22 protein-coding genes and 1 pseudogene are annotated in these 21,019 nt (G+C 59.9%); 5 read left to right on the forward strand and 18 right to left on the reverse strand.

Translation table 11 applies throughout. From position 1 onward, the window contains the following. Positions 1-127 precede the first annotated feature (127 nt). The 3 genes and pseudogenes from DBR44_RS04625 to DBR44_RS04635 all read left to right on the forward strand — a co-directional run. Positions 128-520, forward strand: a pseudogene (locus DBR44_RS04625) (molybdopterin dinucleotide binding domain-containing protein); the annotation flags it as partial. Beyond that, positions 517-747 carry a formate dehydrogenase subunit delta gene (locus tag DBR44_RS04630; protein WP_124642496.1) on the forward strand — a complete coding sequence of 77 codons (231 nt, stop codon included), beginning with the start codon at positions 517-519 and terminating at the stop codon, positions 745-747. The pseudogene DBR44_RS04625 and the gene DBR44_RS04630, both read left to right, overlap by 4 nt. Before the next feature lie 223 nt (positions 748-970). Continuing rightward, positions 971-1,867, forward strand: a complete 897-nt coding sequence (locus tag DBR44_RS04635) for an ABC transporter substrate-binding protein (protein WP_124642498.1) — start codon at positions 971-973, stop codon at positions 1,865-1,867. 102 nt (positions 1,868-1,969) lie between these two features. On the opposite strand, the gene DBR44_RS04640 is transcribed toward DBR44_RS04635, so the two are convergent. The 18 genes from DBR44_RS04640 to iscR all read right to left on the reverse strand — a co-directional run bounded on the left by DBR44_RS04640 (position 1,970) and on the right by iscR (position 17,457). Beyond that, the gene (locus tag DBR44_RS04640; protein ID WP_158613556.1) at positions 1,970-2,746 is read right to left on the reverse strand and encodes a fimbrial protein; all 777 of its coding nucleotides are present in this window, start codon (positions 2,744-2,746) and stop codon (positions 1,970-1,972) included. 106 nt (positions 2,747-2,852) lie between these two features. After that, complete coding sequence (locus DBR44_RS19465) at positions 2,853-3,125, reverse strand: hypothetical protein (RefSeq protein WP_158613557.1); 273 nt, start codon at positions 3,123-3,125, stop codon at positions 2,853-2,855. 141 nt (positions 3,126-3,266) lie between these two features. Then, entirely contained in the window at positions 3,267-4,175 is a 909-nt protein-coding gene (locus DBR44_RS04645; protein WP_199730973.1) for a sugar kinase, read from the reverse strand. A gap of 60 nt (positions 4,176-4,235) precedes the next feature. Beyond that, entirely contained in the window at positions 4,236-4,622 is a 387-nt protein-coding gene (locus DBR44_RS04650; protein WP_199730974.1) for a RidA family protein, read from the reverse strand. Beyond that, on the reverse strand, positions 4,619-6,118 hold the full coding sequence (locus tag DBR44_RS04655) for an amidohydrolase family protein (RefSeq protein WP_124642502.1): 1,500 nt from the start codon (positions 6,116-6,118) through the stop codon (positions 4,619-4,621). Before DBR44_RS04655 ends, DBR44_RS04650 begins: the two co-directional genes overlap by 4 nt. A gap of 3 nt (positions 6,119-6,121) precedes the next feature. Next, positions 6,122-6,985, reverse strand: a complete 864-nt coding sequence (locus DBR44_RS04660) for a MurR/RpiR family transcriptional regulator (protein ID WP_124642504.1) — start codon at positions 6,983-6,985, stop codon at positions 6,122-6,124. 31 nt (positions 6,986-7,016) lie between these two features. Continuing rightward, the gene (locus DBR44_RS04665; RefSeq protein WP_124642506.1) at positions 7,017-8,369 is read right to left on the reverse strand and encodes a gluconate:H+ symporter; all 1,353 of its coding nucleotides are present in this window, start codon (positions 8,367-8,369) and stop codon (positions 7,017-7,019) included. 75 nt (positions 8,370-8,444) lie between these two features. Next, positions 8,445-9,719 (reverse strand): amino acid deaminase, encoded by a 1,275-nt coding sequence (locus tag DBR44_RS04670; RefSeq protein WP_124642508.1) that lies wholly within the window; start codon positions 9,717-9,719, stop codon positions 8,445-8,447. Between the two features lie 481 nt (positions 9,720-10,200). Beyond that, complete coding sequence (gene udk, locus DBR44_RS04675) at positions 10,201-10,818, reverse strand: uridine kinase (protein ID WP_124642510.1); 618 nt, start codon at positions 10,816-10,818, stop codon at positions 10,201-10,203. A gap of 86 nt (positions 10,819-10,904) precedes the next feature. Then, on the reverse strand, positions 10,905-11,549 hold the full coding sequence (locus tag DBR44_RS04680) for a glutathione S-transferase family protein (protein WP_124642512.1): 645 nt from the start codon (positions 11,547-11,549) through the stop codon (positions 10,905-10,907). A 167-nt stretch (positions 11,550-11,716) separates the two neighbouring features. Next, positions 11,717-11,911 carry a Fe-S cluster assembly protein IscX gene (iscX, locus tag DBR44_RS04685; protein WP_124642514.1) on the reverse strand — a complete coding sequence of 65 codons (195 nt, stop codon included), beginning with the start codon at positions 11,909-11,911 and terminating at the stop codon, positions 11,717-11,719. A 135-nt stretch (positions 11,912-12,046) separates the two neighbouring features. Continuing rightward, the gene (gene fdx, locus DBR44_RS04690) at positions 12,047-12,388 is read right to left on the reverse strand and encodes an ISC system 2Fe-2S type ferredoxin (RefSeq protein WP_103524977.1); all 342 of its coding nucleotides are present in this window, start codon (positions 12,386-12,388) and stop codon (positions 12,047-12,049) included. A 9-nt stretch (positions 12,389-12,397) separates the two neighbouring features. Then, the gene (gene hscA, locus DBR44_RS04695; RefSeq protein ID WP_124642516.1) at positions 12,398-14,257 is read right to left on the reverse strand and encodes a Fe-S protein assembly chaperone HscA; all 1,860 of its coding nucleotides are present in this window, start codon (positions 14,255-14,257) and stop codon (positions 12,398-12,400) included. A gap of 59 nt (positions 14,258-14,316) precedes the next feature. Continuing rightward, positions 14,317-14,850, reverse strand: a complete 534-nt coding sequence (hscB, locus tag DBR44_RS04700; RefSeq protein WP_124642517.1) for a Fe-S protein assembly co-chaperone HscB — start codon at positions 14,848-14,850, stop codon at positions 14,317-14,319. An 85-nt stretch (positions 14,851-14,935) separates the two neighbouring features. Further along, positions 14,936-15,259, reverse strand: coding sequence for an iron-sulfur cluster assembly protein IscA (iscA, locus tag DBR44_RS04705; RefSeq protein ID WP_124642519.1), 324 nt, complete (start codon positions 15,257-15,259; stop codon positions 14,936-14,938). A 10-nt stretch (positions 15,260-15,269) separates the two neighbouring features. Beyond that, complete coding sequence (iscU, locus tag DBR44_RS04710) at positions 15,270-15,653, reverse strand: Fe-S cluster assembly scaffold IscU (RefSeq protein WP_124642521.1); 384 nt, start codon at positions 15,651-15,653, stop codon at positions 15,270-15,272. Between the two features lie 64 nt (positions 15,654-15,717). Next, positions 15,718-16,935 carry an IscS subfamily cysteine desulfurase gene (locus DBR44_RS04715; protein ID WP_059286361.1) on the reverse strand — a complete coding sequence of 406 codons (1,218 nt, stop codon included), beginning with the start codon at positions 16,933-16,935 and terminating at the stop codon, positions 15,718-15,720. A gap of 27 nt (positions 16,936-16,962) precedes the next feature. Then, positions 16,963-17,457, reverse strand: coding sequence for a Fe-S cluster assembly transcriptional regulator IscR (gene iscR / locus DBR44_RS04720; protein WP_124642523.1), 495 nt, complete (start codon positions 17,455-17,457; stop codon positions 16,963-16,965). Positions 17,458-17,785: 328 nt separating this feature from the next. Here iscR and DBR44_RS04725 point away from each other — a divergent pair, with 328 nt between their 5' ends. Together DBR44_RS04725 and DBR44_RS04730 are read left to right on the forward strand one after the other, a co-directional pair. Continuing rightward, positions 17,786-18,907: a beta-ketoacyl-ACP synthase III gene (locus DBR44_RS04725; protein WP_124642525.1), complete on the forward strand. Its 1,122-nt coding sequence runs from the start codon at positions 17,786-17,788 to the stop codon at positions 18,905-18,907. Positions 18,908-19,084: 177 nt separating this feature from the next. Further along, positions 19,085-20,683, forward strand: coding sequence for an ABC transporter substrate-binding protein (locus DBR44_RS04730; RefSeq protein WP_124642527.1), 1,599 nt, complete (start codon positions 19,085-19,087; stop codon positions 20,681-20,683). Positions 20,684-21,019 lie beyond the last annotated feature (336 nt).

Raw genomic sequence — 21,019 nt, forward strand, 5'->3', positions numbered from 1 at the left:
GATTGAGTATCAGGAAAGTTACGTGTTGTCTAAAAGCAGCAACAGTTATTACTTAAAATAGTATAGATTTACGATTTTTCATATGGGAATTTCCCTAGGAACTAATTAGAATTTTCACTACCACGTAGGCTATCGCTGTGCTGATGTTAATGCTGAAAGCGTGGCCTGGCACGAGGAAGACCGGCTGGAGATTCACCCGGCAGATGCGGAAAATCGTGGCATTGTCGATGGCGACTGGGTGGGCGTGGCCAGCCGTGCCGGCCAGACCGTGCTGCGCGCCAAGGTAAGCGAACGGGTGGCCGCCGGGGTGGTGTACACCACCTTCCATTTCCCGGAATCCGGGGCCAATGTCATCACCACCGATAATTCCGACTGGGCGACCAACTGCCCGGAATACAAGGTCACGGCCGTGGAAATTATCAAGGTCAACCAGCCGTCGGAATGGCAGCAGCGCTACCGCCACTTCAGCCGTCAGCAACAGGAACTGCTGCGGCAGGGTCGTGGGGAGAGCGTGCAATGAACCCGCTACAACTGGTGAAGATGGCCAATCAGATCAGCGATTTTTTCAGCGCTGACTGCAGCGAGGAAGAAGCCGCGGCGGAAATAGCCAGCCATCTGCAGCGCTTCTGGGCGCCGGCCATGCGCCAGCGCCTGGCCCAGGCCGTGGAGCAGGGGGAAGCCGCAGAGCTGCGCCCGGCGGCCTGCCTGGCGGTACAGAAAATGTCCTTTCCCGCAGAGCAGCACTGAGCGCAGGGGATCCGCGGCATCGGGCTGCGCATCCTGTCCTGGCCGCGTCTTATCATCCTTAGGCTCTTTTACGCCCCCGCTCTTTTACGCATAGTTCCGTCGCTTTATCAAACTTGTCATTCCCCTGTGCTGCAGTATGCTGGGGAGACAGACTGCCCCTTATGCAGACATCAATGAACTTTCATATTGTCTGCGTAAGCTAAGGCAGCACAGGACGGGACACATGCCATTATCCAGACTTTCCAAGCTTCTCTCTTGCCAGCACCCATGGTGTAAGCGGCTGCTGGCGCTAATCTGCCTGCTGGGTGCCGTACCGGCCCAGGCGGCAGATAACGTCATTCGTTATTACCCCAGTGGCAGCATCTATACCTATCGCTGGGCCTTGCTCAAACTGGCGCTGGACCATGTGGAAAAAGTCGATCACCACCACTACGAGTTGGTGCCGCTGAATGACAAGGTAACGCAATGGCGGGCGGAACAGCTGCTGAGTACGGGGAAGGTGGACGTGCTTGCCTTTGCGCCCAATGCGCAGCGGGAACAGCTGCTGCAGCCGGTACGCATGGATATCCTCAAGGGCATCATTGGCTACCGGGTGTTTTTTGTGCGCAAGGACGATCTGCCCATCTTCAAGGGCATGACCCCACAGCAATTCCGTGCCGGCGTCCGCCTGGGCCTCAACAGCCAGTGGGCTGATTACCTCATCATGAAAAACAACGGTTACGAAGTGCAGCCATCCATTGGTTATGAAAGCCTGTTCGAGATGCTGGCCGCCGGGCGTTTCGATGCTTTTCCGCGTGGGCTGAACGAGGTGGGCAGCGAAATGAAGGAACAGCTGCCGCGCTACCCAGGGCTGACGCTGGAGAAAAGCAAGGCGGTCTATTTCCCTTTTCCTGTCTATTTCTGGGTGAGCAAGGAAAACAAGCCATTGGCCAGACGTGTGCTGCAGGGCCTGAAAATGGCCGAGCGCGATGGCAGCTTCAAGGAACTGTTCCTGCGTAGCCATGCCGATGCCCTGCGGCTGCTGGCCGAAAATGGCTGGCAGACTACGCCGATAAACAATACCGAGTTGCCGCCGGGTAATGCCAGGCCGGATACCAGCTGGTGGTGGAAGCGGCGCTGAGTGTTAGCCCCGGCAAGTTGAACCGTATCAGTACAAGAGGCCCATAAGGGCCTCTTTGATTTTCAACTACGGCATGCAGCTTACTGCAAGCGGCAGCTCCTGTTATTGATAGCTCATGGTGAAGGTGGCTAGGCCGTTGACGGAGCCGCCGGTCAGCGTACCGGTGCGGATGTAACGGACCAGAAAGGGAAAGGACTGGCTGCCGGTGGCCCCGGTTGCCATCAGCAACTGGTTGAGGTTGCCCGCCACGCTGGAGTCCGGGCCAAAGTTGACCAGGGTGGGGGTGCCGCTATTGCGCAAAATCTGCAAGTTGACCCCGCTGGCACTGGAGCCTGGGCTAAGACTCAGCAGATTACCGGTATTGCCGGGATTGCTGTTGTCAGTCAGCGTCATGTAAATCGCCATGCTGGTGCTGCTTGGACAAGTCAGCCCCAGATTGAATGGCGTCGGCTTGGCAGTACTGTTGAGGCTGGGCAGGTCTGTCGGCGCGACGCCCGCGAGTGCGATTTGCAGGGAGCTGGTGTTGACGCTGCAACTGACGTTCTGGATGGTGTAGTTACCGCTGGCAGTGCCTGTGCCACCGCTACTGGCTGTGCTGATCTCCGCAGGGAAACGACCGGTATAGGTTAGGGTATAGGCGACTGACAGACTAATGACAGAGACATTCACATTGCCGATATCACCGGTTTTGATCAGCTTGCCGGCAATATAGCTATTGAAACTCATCTGGCTGGGTGTCGGTGTGAAGCTGATGGTACTGCCGCCGGGAACGGTGGCGCTGGCCGGGTTGACGATGCTGTGTTTGATGATGAAACCGATGCCCGGTACCGAGCTGGGGTAAACCGGATAGTTGACGCCGCTTTCGTTATAGTTTCCCACTGCGCTACTCATCCCGCTTGCGGTCAGCCCCAGCGGGGATGTTGTCCCGTCCTGAATCCAATATGCACCGTATAGATCACACATGCCTAGGGGGGAGACCAGGCGGCTACTGGACCAGCCGCTGATGGCGGTGAAGTTGGGTTGGTTGCTGGCGATACCGCTTTTGGTATCCGTAATCATGAACAGGGCCCCGTTTGCGGGTGAGGAGCTGATTGTCCATGGTGCGCAGCGGGCTTGGATTGGTCCAAGCCAGAAAGCGGCCAGCAGCAAGGCTGCAAGAAATAATATTGTTTTGTGCATGGCGGTGTTCCATTAGCAGGGCGAGGATGTCGATCAGGCTTGCTTGGCTGATACTGAAGTCAGGGAGCAGACTATTCATTTTCAATAAACATGATCATCAGATAATTCTCTTAATTTATTAAGAATTTTCTTTATCTGTTTTCCCCGTCATAAAGAATAGCCCGGCTCACTTCAGCCAAGCGCCATGAAGTGATCCGGGCCGGTAGAGGCAAACGGGTGGCTAGCGTAGCGGCATTGCAGTGGGCGGAATAATGGCCCCAGCATGGGCAATCACCGCAGCCGACAGCCGGTGGGCATAGGCAGCGGCTTGCGACGGGCTGTAGCCCAGGGTACGGCTGGCCAGATAACCTGCGGCAAAGGAGTCGCCAGCGGCGGTGGTGTCCACAACGCGGGGCACGGCGGTGGCGAACACTTCTTCGCGTAGCCCTGCCCCGGCCAGCAGGCAGGGCTCGCCGCCGCGCTTGATCACCACTTCGGCACAGCCCAGCGCCAGTGTGCGGCTGGCAACGGCTTCGGCATCTTCATCGCCGTACAGGGCTCTTTCATCATCCAGCGTCAGCAAGCCGACATCGGCCAGTGCCAGGATGGCTTCATGGCCGGCGCGGGCTTGAGCTGCAGTCCACAGCGACGGACGGAAGTTGTTGTCAAACCAAATCTTGCCGCCCGCCTGTTTGAATACCTGCAACGCGTCCAGTAGCCGTTGCCGTTCGGCTTCGTTGAACAGGGCCAGTGAGATGCCGGAAAGGTATAGCGCATGCAGATGGGCGGGGTTGAGCAGGCTGGCAAAATCGATGCCGGAGGCAAAGTAATGCCGCGCGGCGCTATCGCTACGCCAGTAGAGAAAGCTGCGCTCGCCCTGGGCATCGGTTTCCACCATGTACAAACCCGGCAGTTTCCCGGGCTGGATGACAATGTGGCTGACATCCACGCCTTCTGCCTGCCAGTCGGCCAGCAACTGGCGACTCAGGTTGTCCTTGCCCATGCCGCTCAGATAGCGGACATCGTGCGGGCTGGCGGCCAGCAGCCGGGCCAGGTAGATGGCGGTATTCAGCGTGTCTCCGCCAAAACGGCGCTGCAGGGGCTGACCGCTCAGTTCGATCATGCCCTCACCAAGGCAGGCTATATGCATGGTTGGGTCTTTCTACTTGGGGGGAGTGCCCCTCGTGGGAGGGGCCAGGGTGTTAGGGTGCTAGGGCTTTTTGTAGGCGATGCAGTCCACTTCAACCTTGCAGTCGATCACCATGCTGGACTGCACGCAGGCGCGGGCAGGGGGGTGATCGCCAAAATATTGCAGGAAGACGCGGTTGAACGAGGCAAAGTCGCGGGTGTCGTCCAGCCATACGCCGCAGCGCACCACGTGTTCCGGGCCGTAGCCGGCTTCTTCCAGAATGGCCATCACGTTTTGAATGCACTGGTGCGACTGGGTGACGATGCCACCTTCGATGACTTCACCATTGACCAGCGGCGTCTGGCCGGAGACATACAGCCAGCCATCGGCAGCCTGTACGGCACGGGCAAACGGCATTTGCTGGCCGCCGGTACCACCGGCAATGCCAAATCGTTTCAAATCGCTCATGAGCGGGTTTCCTTGTCAGAAGTCAGAGGGGTAAAGGCGGGAAAGCTGCTGCGGATGTCGCGGGTACGCGGCAGAAAGCGGCCGGCACGTGCGCCGGTGGCCGCCTTGTCCTGCCAGCTGAGCACGCCATTGACCCAGACCGCGGCAATGCCGGCTGCGGCCTGGATGGGGGCATGGAAGCTGGCGGTGTCATGAATGGTGGCGGCGTCGAACAGCACCAGATCGGCCCAGTAGCCGGGGCGGACCAGGCCGCGCTCATCCAGGGCAAAACGGCTGGCGGACAGGCCAGTCATCTTGTGCACGGCGGTTTCCAGGCTGAACAGCTGGCGTTCGCGGCAGTAGTAGCCCAGTACGCGGGGAAAAGCACCCCACAGCCGTGGATGGGGCAGCGGGTCTTCCGGCAGGCCGTCCGAACCGACCATGGTCAGCGGATGGCGCAGGATGTTTTCCACATCCGCCGGGTCCATGCCGTGGTACACCGCGCCGGCAGGTTGCAGCTTGCGGGCGGCATCCATCAGGGGCAGCTGCCATTGCTCGGCAATGGCCTGCAGCGTCTGGCCGGCCATGTCGGGGTGCGGGGTGGACCAGGTAATGAAGATTTCAAAATCTCCGGTGACCTGTTTCAGGTCGAGCGTGGATGAGCTGGCCGAATAGGGGTAGCAGTCGCAGCCTACCTGCTGCCGGCTGGCAGCCTGTTCCAGCGAAGCCAGCAACTGTTGGCTACGACCCCAGTTGCCTTTGCCGGCACATTTCATGTGCGACACGATGACCGGGCTGTTGGCATGACGGCCCACGCGCCAGGCTTCGTCCATGGCTTCCAGCACCGGTTCGAATTCGCTGCGCAGATGCGTGGTGTATATCCCGCCGCAGCTGTTCAGTTCGGCCGCCAGTTGTTCCACTTCGCTGCTGTCGGCACTGAAGGCCGAGGCATAGGCCAGTCCGCTGCTCAAGCCCAGCGCACCATGGCGCAGGCTGTCGGCCAGTTGCGCGCGCATGGCGCTGATTTCAGTGGGCGTGGCAGTACGATCCAGCCGGTCCAGATGATTGCTGCGCAATGCGGTATGCCCCACTAGTGCGGCCACATTGACAGCCGGTTCGGCCTGTTCCACGGCTGTGCGGTAGTCGGCAAAGCGCGGGTAGCGGAAGGCGTCTTTTGGCCCCAGCAGGTTCATCGGGTCTGGCGGTTCGCCTTGCAGGCTGACTGGGGAGGCACTGATACCGCAATTGCCGACAATCACCGTGGTGACACCCTGGCTGAGCTTGGGCAGCATCTGTGGCTGGCGGATCACCATGGTGTCGTCGTGGGTGTGGACATCGATAAAGCCGGGGGCCAGCGTCAGACCCTGGCCATCAATGGTGTGCTCGGCCGTTGCCGCGCCTGCATCGCCGAGCAGGGCAATGCGCTGCTGGCGGATGCCGACATCGGCCACATAGGCCGCAGCGCCACTGCCGTCGACAATAGTGACGCGGCGGATCAGGGTGTCGTAGGTGTGCATGGTTCAGTCTCCAAGCGGCAGGCGGTCTTCGCCATGGCGATAGTCGTCCAGTGCCAGCTTGACGCGGCGCAGCAGCTCCTGGCTGTGCTCCGGCTGGCGCAGCGCCAGTTCGGTGGCGAGGATGTCTACCGCCAGCAGCATGCCGTAACGGGCTGCCGTGGGTTTGTAGATGAAGTCGGTTTCGTCCAGGAATACCGGCAGCACCACATCGGCCCGGCGCGCCAGCGGGCTGTCCGGCCGGGTCAGCGCCAGCAGACGGGTACCGTAACCACGGGCGATGTCCACTGCTGCCAGCAGTTCGGGTGTGATGCCGGTGGTAGACAGCACGATCAGCAGATCATGCGGCCCCAGCGTGGCAGCGGTAATGCGCATCAGCACCGGGTCGTGATAGGCCGTCAGCACATGGCCCAGCCTGACCAGGCGGAATTGCAGTTCGTCGGAGAACACGGTGGAGCCACCGCCCATGCCAAAAGCAATCAGGCGATCGGCCTGGCAGATCAGGTCGACGGCCGCGCTGAACTGCTGCTCGTCAAAACCGGCCAGGTGGCGACGCAGGGTCTTTTCGATATCGCCGACGATGTTGCCGAAAAAGCTGGCCGGCTCTGCCGGTGCGGGGCTGCCGTCCAGAAAGCGCTGCCCTACCGTGGCTGCCTGTGCCAGCCGCATGCGCAGGGTGCGGATGTCATCGCAGTCCATTGCCTTGGCAAAGCGCGACATCGCCGCCGGGCTGACTCCGGCCTTGGCCGCCAGTTGCTCGATGCCGGCAGAGGCGGCAAAACGGACGTCGTCCAGAATGGCTTCGGCGACTTTCAGCTGGGTCGGGCTGAGCTGGTCCAGACGACTGCGAATCAGATACAGGATGTCCACGCTAGGGCTTTCTTTCGGTGCGGTCGTGCACTTACAGCAGTTGGGCCAGGCCCAGGGTCAGCAGGAAGGCGACGACGGAGATCAGGGTTTCCAGAACAGTCCAGGTTTTCAGGGTCTGGATAACGGTCATGTTGAAGTATTCCTTGACCAGCCAGAAACCGCCATCGTTGACGTGCGACAGAATCAGCGAACCGGCACCGGTGGCCAGCACCAGCAATTCCGGGTGCGGATAGCCACTGGCCAGGGCAATGGGCGCGACAATGCCGGCGGCCGTGGTCATGGCGACGGTGGCCGAACCGGTGGCCACCCGCATCAGCACCGCCAGCAGCCAGCCCAGCAGCAGGGGCGACAGCTGGAATTCTGCCGACAGGGCAATGATTTCCTTGGTGACGCCGGTTTCGATCAGGATGCGGTTAAGACCGCCGCCAGCGCCTACCAGCAAGGTAATGGCGGCGGTGGGGGCCAGGCACTCATTGGTGAACTTGAGGATATTGTCGCGGCTGAAACCACGGGCCAGGCCCAGCGTCCAGAAGCTGACCAGGGTGGCGATCAACAGGGCGATCACCGAGTTGCCGATGAACAGCAGCAGACCGTTCATGGCGCTGCCCTTGTCGGTCAGCACATTGGCCCAGCCACCCAGCAGCATCAGGAATACCGGCAGCAGGATGGTGGCGATGGTGATGCCGAAACTAGGCAAATCGCGTTTGCCGGTTTCACGCTCGGTAAACTGGCTGGCAATCGGGTTTTCCGCCGGCAGATCAATACGCGGTGCGATGAATTTGGCAAAAAGCGGACCGGCGATGATGGCGGTGGGCACGCCGACAATAATGGCGTAGAACACGGTCTTGCCCACCTGGGCGCCATATTCGTTCACGGCCAGCATGGCAGCCGGATGCGGCGGCACCAGCCCATGCACCACCGACAGGCCGGCCACCATGGGCAGGCCGACCAGCAGCATGGACACGCCAGCGCGCTTGGCCACGGTAAAGGCAATCGGAATCAGCAGTACGAAGCCCACTTCGAAAAACAGCGGCAGGCCACAGACAAAGGCGATGCACACCATGGCCCAGTGGGCGTTCTTCTCGCCGAACTTGTCGATCAGCGTCAGGGCAATGCGCTCGGCACCACCGGATTCGGCCATCATCTTGCCCAGCATGGTGCCCAATGCCACCACCAGCGCGATATGGCCCAGTGTTTTGCCCACCCCGGTTTCATAGGCGGCCATGATGTCCTTGGCCGGCATCTGTGCGGCCAGGGCCAGGCCGATGGAAACCACCGTCAGGACGATAAAGGGGTTGATGCGATAACGGGCGATCAGTACCACCAGCGCGATAATGGCGATGGCGGCATACAGCAACAGCTGGCTGCCCAGAACTGGGGTCATGTGGGTTCTCCTTGTAGTAGGGGGGAGGGTGCCGCCCCCGTACGTTGCAGGGGCGGTCTTGGTGGTGCTTCTGGTCTAAAACAGGGTTTCCACCGCGCCGGTGACATTGAGGGCATCGTCCACCAGCAGCAGCTGACGCCATTTGTCGAAGGTGAGGCAGGGATGGGATATTTCGAAGGCCAGCATGTCGCCCACTTGCAGGTCGGCATCGGCCGGAGTACGCATGAAGGCGTGCTGGTCCATCATGGTGCTGACGATCCAGTCAGCCGGAGCCGGCTGCGGTGTCGTGCTGCTGCCGGGACGGAAATGCAGTGACACCTGCGGCAGGCCGGCATCGAAAGCGGCATCGCGCTTGCCCAGGGCGATGATGGCGCGGCCACTTTCCGGGATGGATTGCACATACGCCCACAATTGCAGGGCCGGCTGCAGGCTGCGGCCCATTTCGCGGGCCACCGGGTTATTGCTCTGGATGCGCTGTTCGGCATGCAGATAGATGCCGACATCGTGGGTGAGATAGCAGCCGGGGCGCAGCAGCACCTGCAATGGCTGGCCCAGTTCGAGGCCGGAGAATTCATCGGCCACCACGTCGTACCAGGCGGAGCCGGCACCGCTGAGCAGGATTTTCTCTTCGCGGAACAGCCCGCGCGCGGCGTGCTCGCGAGTACGGGCCACCACGCTGCGCAGGAAAGCGCGGATGTCTTCTTCCTGCTGCAATACCCCCTCGTAGATTTCCACCCCGATCAGGCTGAGCGATTGTGGCCAGCGCGCAATGGCCGCCAGCACTTCATTTTCCTGCTGGGGCGAACGCACACCGGTACGGCCGCCTTCCACGCCGTATTCCAGCAGGATGCGCAATGTCTGCCCGCTCTGGGCAAAGAACTGGCCCAGTGCATCAATATTGGCGGCAGAGTCGACAATGCAGCAGAAGCTGAAGTCGGGGTCTTGCTGTTGCAGGCGGGAGATGATGGCCATATTGGCCTTGCCTACCAGCTGGTTGGCCAGCAGGAAGCGGCGGATACCGTGCAGATAGGCCGCATGCACTTGCGGAGCAGTGGCCAGGGTGATGCCCCAGGCCCCATGCGCCAGCTGCATGTGGAACAGCGCCGGGCTCATGGTGGTTTTGCCATGAGGGGCCAGTTCTACACCGTAGCGCTGCATGAACTGCTGCATCCATTGCAGATTGTGTTCGATACGACTCTGGCGCAGCAATGCCACCGGCAGGCTGACATCCTCGCGCAGGATGTTCCAGCCCTGTTCCGCTACCTGCTGCAGGGTGCAGGATGCGGGGCTGCTACCCAGTCCCTTGGTCGCCCGGTTCAGCGTCTGCGCTGAGCCTTCCTGTTTCGCCATGGCCATCTCCTCATGATTGTTTTGAAAAAAATTATCAAAAAACGTAAATAAATTCATCATTTTTGAAAATTTATTTCACAGAAGTCAGGAAACACCTGTCTTTAGGTCAGGTTGAGTGCGGCATTATTGCGACACGATCAGGGCGGACTTTCCGGCAAGTCTGTTCTGCTGGCATCTGGCCTAAAGGATGTACCGTGTCGCCCTTCACGGCAGGGGTGGCAGCTGCTTGTGGACAGTGGGTGAGGCAGGGGGAGTGACGGGATGTGCTAAGTCAGCGGAAAGACGAGGCTATTTTCCTGTCAAGAGGCGGCAGGCAAGCGTGGTGGCAGGGGAGGAAGGCCCGCTGTGCTTGGCCGTCAGTCTGCGGTAGCCGCGGAAATGACGCATTTGTCCGTGGGGTGTCGGCTGGGCGTTGCAGTCAGGCGGAGGGGGAAGTATGGCGACGGGCTGTGGTGGCAGCCCGTCTGGAGGCTGAGTCGCCTTAGTGGCTGATCAGGCTGGCGACCTTAGTGGTGATGATGTCCACCGCCGGGTCGTTGGCACCATGGGGCAGTATCACATCGGCAAAGCGTTTGGTCGGCTCGATGAACTGGTTGTGCATGGGGCGCACGGTGGCCAGATAGTGTTCGATCACATGGTCGGCACTGCGGCCGCGTTCACGGATATCGCGTTGCAGGCGGCGGATGAAGCGCACGTCCGGGTCGGTATCCACGAAGATCTTCAGCGACATCATGTCGCGCAGGGCGGCATCGTACAGCGGAAACAGCCCTTCGATGACGATGACCGGGGCGGGCTTTACCGTAATGGTTTCTGTTGCGCGAGTGTGGTTGGTGAAGTCGTAGACCGGCATGTCGATAGGCCGGCCGGCCAGCAGCTCTTCGATATGCTCGATCAGCAAGGGCCAGTCGAAGGCGTGCGGGTGGTCGTAATTGGTGGCGAGGCGCTGTTCGAAGGTCAGGTGGGCCTGATCCCGGTAGTAATAGTCCTGCACGATGACGGCCGCCATGTCGGGACCGATGGTTTCCAGCACCTTGGCGGTTACCGTGGTCTTGCCGCTGCCGCTGCCGCCGGCAACGCCGATAATGAACGGGGTAGTCATGCTGTAAGCCTCTTGACGCAATAACGCATAAAAAAACGCGCCATTTTAATGAGTTATGGCGCGTTGTTCCATCAGGATTGCGGTATTTATTTGCTGGAGGCGGACGCCTGTTCTTCCTGTTGCGCTGCGGCCAGCCATTCCTGCATGGCGGGGAGTTGGCGCATGTGGGTGGCGTAGGCTGCAGCAAGGTCGCTGAGTGCCACGTGGTAGCTGTGAAAGCGCCATACCACCGGCGCGAAAAAAGCGTCGGCAATGCTGAACTGGCCAAACAGGAAGGGGCCGCTGCCCTGATGTTGCTGACGCAGGCTTTCCCACAGGCTGCTGATGCGGGCAATGTCGGCCTGGGCGGCGGCACCTGGCGTGCTGGCTGGGTAGTCGCCACAGACATTCATCGGCAACTCGCTGCGCAGGGCGGTAAAGCCGGCGTGCATTTCTGCCACGACGGCCCGGGCGATGGCACGGGTGGCGGCATCGTCCGGCCACAGGCCGGCAGCGGGGAAGCATTCGGCCAGGTACTCGCAGATGGCCAGGCTGTCGCCGATGCGCAGCTGCTGGTCGATCAGCAAGGGCACCTTGCCGGCCGGGTTGCAGGCGAGGAGGCGTTCCTTGCAGTCGCTGCTGGTGAGGTCGATATGCTTTTCCTCGAAAGGCTCGTTCAGCATTTTCAGCACCAGCCAGGGGCGCAGCGACCAGGAAGACAGATTCTTGTTGCCGATGATCAGGGTAAACATGGGGTAGGCTCCATGATGTCACCGCGATGAGGCGGCGGCAGGGTAGGGGATGAATCATCTTATAGCAGGCTGTCATGGGCAGCCAGCCAGCTGCATCGGCTAGGACGGGTGTTTGCGCAATGCAAAACGCCCTGCTGGGCAGGGCGTTGCTTGGGGCGAATCTGTGCTTATTCTGCTTCGTCTATCCAGGCTTGCTGGATGGCTTCCAGCACCCGCTCGCCGCCACGGCTGTGGTCGTCGTCGAAGTCTGGCAGGGCAATCACCCAGTTGTGCAGGTCGACAAAACGCACGGTTTTGGGGTCGATGTCGGGATGGCTTTCCACCAGCCCGATGGCGATGTCGTTAACGTCGGTCCATTTCATCTCGTTCTCCTGAGTCCCGGAGCCGCGCATAAAACCCGGCCAGCGGGATTTTACGGCGTGCTCTGCATGAAGGATGTTGTCTGGTGGCAGTGCATGTCGCACGGGCGAGCAGGGCCGCGCTGCCGGGAGACGCAATTAATGGTGTTCGCGCGCGTGATTGATGGTGTAGCGCGGAATCTCCACCACCAGGTCTTCGTCACCGATCACCGCCTGGCAGGACAGGCGCGACTGGGATTCCAGCCCCCAGGCCTTGTCCAGCATGTCTTCTTCCAGTTCGTCCGCTTCGTTCAGCGAATCAAAGCCTTCGCGCACAATGCAGTGGCAGGTGGTGCAGGCACAGGACAGCTCGCAGGCATGTTCGATTTCGATATCGTGTTCCAGCAACACCTCGCAGATGTTTTTGCCGGTTTCGGCGTTGTCGATCACTGCGCCTTCGGGGCAGAGGTCGGCGTGGGGCAGCACAATCAGGCGTGGCATGGAGGGTCCTTATAGCTCGGAAATTTTCTGGCCTTTGAGTGCGCGCTGGATGTTGCGATCCATGCGGCGGGCGGCAAAGTCTTCGGTGGCCTTGTTCAGGCGATGGGTGGCCTGGTTGACCTGCAGGGTGGTCTGGCTGGCCGTGGCCTGTTCCAGTTGCTGCAACACCTGCTGGATGGCGCTGGTTTCATCTGCCGTGAGCAGGTCGCCATCGATGCGCAGCGCAGCCAGGGTGGCATCGCGCAGGCTGTCGGCATCGACAATGGCTTCGCGCAGTTTGCGCGCTTCGATGTCGTCCTGCACATGGGCCAGCGAGTCGCTCAGCATCTGGCTGATGGCGTCGTCGGACAAGCCATAAGAGGGTTTCACCTCGATACTGGCTTCCACGCCGCTGGTCATTTCACGGGCAGATACCGCCAGCAGGCCGTCGGCGTCCACCTGGAAGGTAATGCGGATGCGGGCAGCACCGGCCACCATGGGTGGAATGCCGCGCAGCACGAATTGCGCCAGGCTGCGGCAGTCGGCCACCAGTTCGCGCTCACCCTGTAGCACGTGGATGGACATGGCAGTCTGGCCATCCTTGAAAGTGGTGAATTCCTGCGCACGCGCCACCGGAATGGTGCTGTTGCGCGGGATGATCTTTTCCGTCAGGCCGCCCATGGTTTCGATGCCCAGCGACAGCGGAATCACGTCCAGCAGCAGCCATTCGTCTTCACCCTTGTTGCCGGCCAGTACATTGGCTTGAATTGCGGCACCGATGGCCACCACCTTGTCCGGGTCCAGATTGGTCAGCGGCGGCTGGCCGAAGAAATCGGCCACGGCTTTCTGGATGTGCGGCATGCGGGTGGCACCGCCCACCATCACCACGCCCTTGACGTCGCCGGCGCTGATGTCGGCATCGCGCAGGGCCTTGCGCACCGGTAGCAGGGTCTTATCGACCAGGGTTTTGGTGATCTGGCGGAAGGTGTCCTGATTCAGCGTCAGGTCTACCGCATTGCCATCGGACAGGATGGCGGTGATGCGAGTGTCACTGTGTTCGGTAAGTGCCTCTTTCGCTTCACGGGCACGGGTGAGCAAGAGGCGGGTATCCTGGGCGGACAGGCCGTGCAGGTCGGCTTGTTCCAGAATCCAGCAATACACGCGGTGGTCGAAGTCATCGCCACCCAGGGCGGAGTCGCCACTGGTGGACAGCACTTCAAATACCCCACGGGTGAGTTTGAGGATGGAGATGTCAAAAGTACCGCCACCCAGGTCGTACACCACGTAAGTGCCTTCTGCAGCATTGTCCAGACCGTAGGCAATGGCAGCGGCAGTGGGTTCGTTCAGCAGGCGCAATACGGTGAGACCGGCAAGGCGCGCTGCATCCTTGGTGGCCTGGCGCTGGGCGTCGTCAAAATACGCCGGTACGGTAATCACGGCACCGGTCAGCTCGCCACCCAATGTGGCTTCGGCACGCTGGGCCAGGGTACGCAAGATGTCGGCTGACACTTCCACCGGGCTTTTTACGCCAGCAGTAGTGTGCAATTGCACCATGCCGGGCGCATCGACAAAACGATAGGGCAGGCTGCCGGCGTCCTTGATGTCGGACAGGCCACGGCCCATGAAGCGTTTTACTGAGGTGATGGTGTTGTGCGGGTCATGGTTCTGTTCGCGCTGGGCATCGTAGCCCACCGTCACCTGGCCGCCATCCTGATAGCGTACGACCGAGGGCAGCAGGCTACGGCCGAACTCGTCGGCCAGTACGGTGGTGGCGCCACTTCTTACCGTGGCCACCAGCGAGTTGGTGGTGCCAAGATCAATGCCCACTGCCAGACGGTGCTGGTGTGGTGCTGCGGACAGGCCGGGTTCGGCGATTTGTAGTAGAGCCATGACGGAATCTTTATTGTTGTCGCGTGAGCAGAAACATCAGCGGTGCCAGTTGTGACGGCTTAGCCAAGCAGGGTTTCGATGGCGTCGCCGATCTCCTGATCGAGTTTTTCCAGAAAGCGCAATTTTCGCACCATCACCGCAGCTGCGTCCAAGTCTGCTGTGGTGTCCAGCGCCTCGCCCAGTTCGGCTTCCAGCGCGCGCTTTTCGCTGCGCAGGCGGGAGGACAGGGTTTCCAGTGCGTCGACATCACTGCTTTCGCGCGCTTCTTCGATGCTTTCGCGCCATTCCATCTGGGCCATCAGGAAGTCCAGCGGCATGCTGGTATTGGTTTCTTCCTGGGTATCCACACCCTGCAGCGATAGCAGGTAACGGCCACGGCGCAGCGGGCTTTTCAGGGTCTGATAGGCTTCGTTGACATGGGTGGCCTGCATCAAAGCCATGCGCTTTTCCGCATCCGGGCTGCTGGCGTAACGGTCTGGGTGGACGGCGGCGGCGGCGGCGCGCCAGGATTGTTCGAGTTGCTGGCTATCCAGCGCGAAGCGGCGCGACAGGCCGAACAGCTGGAAGAAATCCTGGGAGAATTCGGTGGTCATGGCCTTGGGCTGGGAAACTGCTGGTTGACTGGCAGATGGCCGCTAGCAGCGGCCATCCACGACAGTGTGGCGCGAAGGCGCGCAATCAGACGTTGAAGCTTTCGCCACAACCACATTCGTTTTTCACGTTGGGGTTGTTGAACTTGAAACCTTCGTTAAGCCCTTCCTTGGAGTAATCCAGTTCGGTGCCGTCCAGATAGGCCAGGCTCTTGGCATCGGTGAAGACGGTGACGCCATGGCTTTCGAAGGTGATGTCGTCCTCGATGGCCGAGTCGACAAACTCCAACTTGTAAGCCATGCCGGAGCAGCCGGAGGTTTTCACCCCCAGACGAATGCCCAGGCCCTTGCCGCGTTTGGCCAGAAACTGGCTGACGTGGTTGGCCGCGCTGGCGGACAGAGTGATAGCCATGTCGTGCTCCTTACTTGCCGTGCTTTTGCTTGTAGTCGCTGACTGCTGCCTTGATGGCGTCTTCGGCCAGGATGGAGCAGTGGATCTTTACCGGCGGCAAGGCCAGCTCTTCGGCGATGGCGGTATTCTTGATGGACATGGCTTCGTCCAGCGATTTGCCTTTCACCCATTCGGTGACCAAGGACGACGAAGCAATGGCCGAGCCACAGCCGTAGGTTTTGAATTTGGCGTCTTCGATCACGCCATCGGCGTTGACCTTGATCTGCAGCTTCATCACGTCGCCACAGGCCGGTGCACCCACCATGCCGGTGCCCACGCTGTCATCGCCCTTTTCGAAGGAACCTACATTGCGCGGGTTCTCGTAGTGATCCATCAACTTGTCGCTGTATGCCATGGTTCTCTCTCCTGCTGACGGGGCCGGCCAAACTGGCTGGCCCACCCCGTAAATCATTGAATGTTCAGTGTGCGGCCCACTGTACCGAATTCAGGTCTACGCCTTCCTTGAACATCTCCCACAGCGGGGACAGTTCGCGCAGCTTGCCGATTTTATCTTTCAACAGCGCAATGGCGAAGTCGATTTCTTCTTCGGTGGTGAAGCGGCCCAGGGTGAAGCGGATGGAGCTGTGTGCCATCTCGTCGTTACGGCCCAGTGCGCGCAGCACATAGGACGGCTCCAGCGAGGCCGAGGTACAGGCCGAACCGCTGGAAACGGCCAGGTCCTTGATCGCCATGATCAGGCTTTCGCCTTCGACGAAGTTGAAGCTGACATTGAGGTTGTGCGGTACACGCTGGTCGATGTCGCCATTGATGTACACCTCTTCCATATCCTTGATGCCGTTCCACAGACGGTCGCGCAGCATGCGGATGCGTTCGCTCTCGCTGTCCATCTCTTCACGTGCCAGGCGGAAAGCCTCGCCCATGCCGACGATCTGGTGGGTGGGCAGGGTGCCGGAACGGAAGCCGCGCTCGTGGCCACCACCGTGCATCTGGGCTTCCAGGCGCACGCGCGGCTTGCGACGCACATACAGTGCACCAATACCCTTGGGGCCGTAGGCCTTGTGGGCGGACAGGCTCATCAGGTCCACCTTCAGCACATTCATGTCCATCTTCACCTTGCCGGGTGCCTGGGTGGCATCGACATGGAAGATGATGCCTTTTTCGCGGCAGATCTCGCCGATCTGCGGAATGTCCTGAATCACGCCGATTTCATTGTTGACGTACATCACCGACACCAGAATGGTGTCCGGACGAATGGCCGCCTTGAATTCTTCGATGTCGATCAGGCCGTTTTCCTGCACGCCCAGATAAGTGACTTCAAAGCCCTGGCGTTCCAGCTCGCGACAGGTATCCAGCACCGCCTTGTGTTCGGTCTTGACGGTGATGATGTGCTTGCCACGGCTCTTGTAGAACTGGGCGGCGCCCTTGATGGCCAGGTTGTCAGACTCGGTGGCACCGGAGGTCCAGACGATTTCCTTGGGGTCGGCATTCAGGAGCTTGGCCACTTCTGCCCGCGCATTCTCTACCGCCTCTTCTGCCGTCCAGCCAAAGCTGTGGCTACGCGACGCCGGGTTGCCGAACTGCTCGGTCAGATAGGGAATCATCTTGGCGGCAACGCGGGGATCGACCGGGGTAGTGGCCGAATAGTCGAGGTAGATGGGAAGCTTGAGCTGACTCATTATCAATTCTCCGGGGATGCGGTGCGCTTACAGTGCGCTGGAGGCGGAGGCAGCAGTACGGGTGCTGCTTTCGCGCTTGTCCTGCATTACATTGCTATCTTTGGCGGCTGCTTCCTTGGCGCGCTGCTTTTCAACCAGGCTGCCCAGGGTTACCTTGGCCAGATAGTCGAAAATGGTGGCGTTCAGGTTGGTCCACAAGTCGTGGGTCATGCAGCGGTGGTTGTCATGACAGTTTTCGCGGCCGCCGCACTGGGTGGCGTCAACCGGCTCGTCCACGGCGGCGATGATGTCTGCCACCGAGATATCGGCCGGGACGCGGGCCAGGGTGTAACCGCCGCCAGGGCCGCGCACGCTGTCAACCAGTTCGGAACGGCGCAGTTTGCCAAACAGTTGTTCCAGGTAGGAAAGGGAAATGCTCTGGCGTTCGCTGATGCCGGCCAGTGTCACCGGGCCATTGGCTTCGCGCATGGCAAGGTCGAGCATGGCGGTTACCGCAAAGCGGCCTTTGGTGGTGAGACGCATGATCTTAAACTCCGGTGGGTGGTTGGGCTTATTATACCCAATTCCCGACTAATTTGGTCAACTATAAATGCATCCATGCGCACATGGTTGTTGCAAAGCATCCCAGACCTGCGACGCAAGTGCAGCAAAGTTGAGCATTTTACTAGGTTTATAAACGGCCGGGGGCATTAATTACAGGCTGTGCAGGGCTTGGTGTATCATTCGAGCAAACGCCCGTTTACATGGGTGCAATCACAAATGCCGCCTGCTGTGCGCTGCTGCCGTACCGCTTGCTGTGGTAAGGGCAGAACCTATTGCTGGCGGCGTTTTTGTCAGAGAGACAGGGAATATGAAGAAAGTGGTCATCAGCGGCACCGGCCTGTTTACCCCGCCGCATGCCGTCAGCAACGAAGAGCTGGTTGTTGCTTTCAATCACTATGTCGCTGCATACAACCAGCAGCATGCGGCCGAAATCGCTGCCGGCAGCCTGACCGCGCTGGCCGAATCCAGTGCGGAATTCATCGAGAAGGCTTCCGGCATCAAGCAACGCTATCTGATGAACAAGGATGGGGTGCTGGACCCGGCGCGGATGACGCCCTACCTGCCGGAGCGCAGCAACGACGCATTGTCCATCCAGGCCGAAATGGGCGTGGCCGCCGCCACGGCGGCGCTGGCCCAGGCGGGCAGAAGCGCGGCTGACATCGATATGGTATTGGTGGCTTGTTCCAATATGCAGCGCCCCTATCCGGCCGTGTCCATTGAAATTCAGCAGGCGCTGGGCGTGCAGGGTTATGCCTTCGATATGAATGTGGCTTGTTCTTCTGCCACATTTGGCATTCAGACTGCGGTCAATGCCATCCAGAGCGGCCAGGCGCGTGCGGTGCTGGTCATCAGCCCGGAAATCTGCTCGGCCCACCTTAACTTCCGCGACCGCGACAGCCACTTCATCTTTGGTGATGCCTGCACGGCCATTGTGCTGGAAGCCGCCGAGTCGGCCACTGCGGCCGAGCAGTTCGAAATCCTCGGCACCCGCCTGGCCACAGTGTTCTCCAATAATATCCGCAACAATTTCGGTTTCCTGAATCGTTGCGACGAGCAGGGCATCGGCCAGATCGACAAGCTGTTTGTGCAGCAGGGGCGCAAGGTCTTCAAGGAAGTGTGCCCGATGGTGGGTGAGCACATCGGGCAGCATCTGGAAAGCCTGGACATCCAGCCGCAGCAGGTCAGCCGTTTCTGGCTGCATCAGGCCAATCTGGCGATGAACCAGCTGATTGCCCGCCGTGTACTGGGCCGCGATGCCGCGGAACAGGAGGCTCCGGTGATTCTGGATCGCTATGCCAATACCAGCTCGGCTGGCTCGATCATTGCTTTTCATCTGTGCCGTAGTGGTTTGCAAACCGGCGATATCGGGGTCATTTCCTCGTTTGGTGCCGGTTATTCGGTCGGCAGCGTTGTGGTTAAAAAGTGCTAGTTTTTGCCTGACAACTGCTGTGCACGCGCAATAAATGACTGAAAACAGGGGAGGGGTGCTTGTCAAACTGCCCCTCTCTGCATAATGTATCCGACCAAAGCAGCCCAAAAAGCGCTTAAAGAGATCGGACGATCGATAAAAAACACGAAGTCTGTACAAAGGAAAAGGAAAGAACACATGCAAGCTGCAAAAAAAATGCTGCTGGCCGCCGGCCTGATCGCCACGGCCTCGATGGCCGCGCAAGCTGCTGGTACGCTCGTATATTGCTCGGAAGGTAGCCCGGCCGGTTTCGACCCGGGTCAGTACACCACCGGCACGGACTTCGATGCCGCCGCCGAAACCGTTTTCAACCGACTGGTGCAATTCCAGCGCGGTGGCACCAAGGTAGTGCCGGGTCTGGCGGAAAAATGGGACGTGGCTGCTGATGGCTTGTCCTACACCTTCCATCTGCGCAAGGGCGTGAAGATCCAGACCACGGATTACTTCAAGCCGACGCGTGACTTCGGTGCGGATGACGTGGTGTTTACCTTCGACCGCATGCTCAACAAGAACAACGCCTTCCGCAAAGCCTACCCGACCGAATTCCCGTATTTCACCGATATGGGCATGGATGAAAACATCACCAAGGTCGAAAAGCTGGATGCCAACACCGTCAAGTTCACCCTGAAGAGCATCGATGCTGCCTTCCTGCAGAACCTGGCGATGAGCTTTGCCTCCATCCAGTCGGCTGAATACGCCGACAAGCTGCTGAAGGCTGGTACACCGCAACTGCTGAACCAGCAGCCGGTAGGCACCGGTCCCTTCATCTTCAAGCGTTATCAGAAAGATGCGCAGATCCGTTTTGCTGCCAACAAGCAGTACTGGGACAAGGCCGACGGTCCTAAAGTCGACAACCTGGTCTTTGCCATTACTACCGATCCGTCGGTGCGTTTCCAGAAGCTGAAGGCTGGCGAATGCCAGATTACTGCTTTCCCGCGCCCGACCGACATCGCGGCCATGAAGGCTGACAGCAAGCTGAACGTGATTTCCCAAGCCGGCTTCAACCTGGGCTACCTGGCTTACAACGTCAAGCACAAGCCGATGGACAAGCTGGAAGTGCGTCAGGCACTGGACATGGCCGTCAACAAGAAAGCCATCATCGATGCGGTATACCAGGGCGCAGGCCAGGCCGCGACCAACCCGATGCCGCCGACCCAGTGGTCGTATAACAAGAGCCTGAAAGACGCACCGTACAGCGTGGAAAAAGCCAAGGCGCTGCTGGCCAAGGCCGGCTACCCGAACGGCTTCGACATCACCCTGTGGGCGATGCCGGTACAGCGTCCGTACAACCCCAATGCCAAGCTGATGGCCGAAATGGTACAGGCTGACTGGGCTAAGATCGGCGTCAAGGCCAAGATCACCACCTACGAATGGGGCGAGTACATCAAGCGCGCCAAGGCTGGCGAGCACGATGCCATGCTGATCGGCTGGACTGGTGATAATGGTGATCCGGACAACTGGCTGGGCACCCAGCTGGGCTGCGAAGCCATGAACGGCAACAACTTTGCCAAGTGGTGCTACAAGCCGTTTGAAGACCTGCTGCAAAAAGCCAAGCGCACCACCAATGTGGCCGAGCGCACCAAGCTGTACAGCAAGGCACAGGAAATCTTCAAGCAGCAACTGCCGTACACCACGGTTGCCCACTCCACCGTGGTACAGCCGATGTCCAAGTCGGTGGTTGGCTTCAAGGTCAGCCCGTTCGGTCTGAACTCCTTCTACGGTGTCAGCCTGAAGTAATGCCAGCATGCTTCCCTGCGGGGAAGTGTTGAACATCGGGGGCGCAAGCCCCCGATGTTTTGCATGTAACACTGCCTATCCTTCCATCAGAGAAGGGCGCGCAGTTGCCGGCACGACAGGCAGGGGATGCCAGCCGGAAGCAGGATGAGCAGCAGGACAGAGGCTGGTGTGCCAGCGCCGTGGTGGCAGGCTTGACCTGTATCAAAGGCGTGGCCGCGCCCGGGTGATATCTTCACTCCGTCGTGGCGAAGACGTGGCTGATGTAGGTGGGTGGTTCAGCTGGCGTCTTCTGCCCGACACCCTCTTGTTGTTCTCTTTCGCTCTCCCGCATTCCTC

The sequence above is a fragment of the Aquitalea sp. FJL05 genome (assembly GCF_003852595.1).
In the GTDB taxonomy this organism is placed as follows: Bacteria; Pseudomonadota; Gammaproteobacteria; order Burkholderiales; family Chromobacteriaceae; genus Aquitalea; species Aquitalea aquatilis.

Bases quoted from the DNA above. Each gene is read 5' to 3' on its own strand.
- fdx (WP_103524977.1), bottom strand. From the start codon at position 12,388: ATGCCACGCCTGATTGTGCTGCCCCACGCCGACCTCTGCCCCGAAGGC.
- iscR (WP_124642523.1), bottom strand. From the start codon at position 17,457: ATGCGTCTCACCACCAAAGGCCGCTTTGCGGTAACCGCCATGCTCGAC.
- DBR44_RS04665 (WP_124642506.1), bottom strand. From the start codon at position 8,369: ATGACCCCAGTTCTGGGCAGCCAGCTGTTGCTGTATGCCGCCATCGCC.
- DBR44_RS04680 (WP_124642512.1), bottom strand. From the start codon at position 11,549: ATGTTTACCCTGATCATCGGCAACAAGAATCTGTCTTCCTGGTCGCTG.
- DBR44_RS04645 (WP_199730973.1), bottom strand. From the start codon at position 4,175: ATGCATATAGCCTGCCTTGGTGAGGGCATGATCGAACTGAGCGGTCAG.
- iscU (WP_124642521.1), bottom strand. From the start codon at position 15,653: ATGGCATACAGCGACAAGTTGATGGATCACTACGAGAACCCGCGCAAT.
- iscA (WP_124642519.1), bottom strand. From the start codon at position 15,259: ATGGCTATCACTCTGTCCGCCAGCGCGGCCAACCACGTCAGCCAGTTT.
- hscA (WP_124642516.1), bottom strand. From the start codon at position 14,257: ATGGCTCTACTACAAATCGCCGAACCCGGCCTGTCCGCAGCACCACAC.
- DBR44_RS04630 (WP_124642496.1), top strand. From the start codon at position 517: ATGAACCCGCTACAACTGGTGAAGATGGCCAATCAGATCAGCGATTTT.
- udk (WP_124642510.1), bottom strand. From the start codon at position 10,818: ATGACTACCCCGTTCATTATCGGCGTTGCCGGCGGCAGCGGCAGCGGC.
- DBR44_RS04715 (WP_059286361.1), bottom strand. From the start codon at position 16,935: ATGAGTCAGCTCAAGCTTCCCATCTACCTCGACTATTCGGCCACTACC.
- DBR44_RS04655 (WP_124642502.1), bottom strand. From the start codon at position 6,118: ATGCACACCTACGACACCCTGATCCGCCGCGTCACTATTGTCGACGGC.
- iscX (WP_124642514.1), bottom strand. From the start codon at position 11,911: ATGAAATGGACCGACGTTAACGACATCGCCATCGGGCTGGTGGAAAGC.
- DBR44_RS04635 (WP_124642498.1), top strand. From the start codon at position 971: ATGCCATTATCCAGACTTTCCAAGCTTCTCTCTTGCCAGCACCCATGG.
- DBR44_RS04650 (WP_199730974.1), bottom strand. From the start codon at position 4,622: ATGAGCGATTTGAAACGATTTGGCATTGCCGGTGGTACCGGCGGCCAG.
- DBR44_RS04730 (WP_124642527.1), top strand. From the start codon at position 19,085: ATGCAAGCTGCAAAAAAAATGCTGCTGGCCGCCGGCCTGATCGCCACG.
- DBR44_RS04725 (WP_124642525.1), top strand. From the start codon at position 17,786: ATGAAGAAAGTGGTCATCAGCGGCACCGGCCTGTTTACCCCGCCGCAT.
- hscB (WP_124642517.1), bottom strand. From the start codon at position 14,850: ATGACCACCGAATTCTCCCAGGATTTCTTCCAGCTGTTCGGCCTGTCG.
- DBR44_RS04670 (WP_124642508.1), bottom strand. From the start codon at position 9,719: ATGGCGAAACAGGAAGGCTCAGCGCAGACGCTGAACCGGGCGACCAAG.
- DBR44_RS19465 (WP_158613557.1), bottom strand. From the start codon at position 3,125: ATGAATAGTCTGCTCCCTGACTTCAGTATCAGCCAAGCAAGCCTGATC.